The following is an 899-nucleotide window of genomic DNA, read 5'->3' on the forward strand; positions in this document are numbered from 1 at the left end:
CAGGTCGCAGACGAGGTCCTGGCCTGGCAGACCCGTCCGCTGGACGCGCTGTATCCGGTGATCTACCTGGACGCGATCGTGGTGAAGGTCCGCGACGGCGGCCACGTGCGGAACAAGGCCGCGCATATCGCCGTCGGTGTCGACATGGACGGCATCAAGCACGTCCTGGGAATCTGGGTGCAAGCGGTCGAGGGTGCGAAGTTCTGGGCGGCCGTGTGCGCCGAACTCGCCAACCGCGGCGTCCGCGACGTGCTCATCGTCTGCACCGACGGGCTGACCGGGTTCCCCGAAGCGATCGAGGCCACCTGGCCGCAAGCGACCGTGCAGACCTGCGTCGTGCACCTCATCAGGGCAGCGATGCGGTTCGTGAACTACAAGGACCGCAAAGCCGTGGCCGCAGCGCTCAAGCCGATCTACCAGGCGGTGAACGAGGACGCCGCGCTCGAAGCGCTGACCGAGTTCGCGGACTCCGACCTCGGCAAGCGCTACCCGTCGGCGGTGAAGACGTTCCAAGACGCGTGGGACCGGTTCACGCCGTTCCTCGCGTTCCCGCCCGAGCTGCGCCGGGTGATCTACACCACCAACAGCATCGAGTCGCTGAACTACCAACTACGGAAAGTCACCAAATCCCGAGGGCATTTCCCCAACGATGCCGCCGCCGTCAAGCTGCTCTGGCTGGCGATCTGCAACATCGAGGACAAACGAGCCCGAGACCGGCTCAAGGAACGAGGCAAGCCCTCCGAACAGCGCAGAGCCGAGCCCCGACTCATCGAGGGAGCCGTGACCACGAACTGGAAGAAGGCCCTCGAACAGCTCGCCCTCGCCTACCCCGACCGCATCGAACCCCACCTGTAATCAAACCGACACCAAGCCGCTTACACAAAAGTCTTGACACGCCC

The 899-nt window shown here is 65.0% G+C and carries 1 protein-coding gene; it reads left to right on the forward strand.

Annotation, left to right across the window (positions count from 1 at the left end; genetic code table 11):
• Nucleotides 1–855, forward strand: an 855-nt coding sequence (locus tag LOK55_RS13935) for an IS256 family transposase (protein WP_229935849.1), incomplete at its 5' end; no start/stop codon positions are given.
• Nucleotides 856–899: the final 44 nt, after the last annotated feature.

The organism is Microbacterium sp. F2E, from assembly GCF_020905435.1.
GTDB lineage: Bacteria > Actinomycetota > Actinomycetes > Actinomycetales > Microbacteriaceae > Microbacterium > Microbacterium lacticum.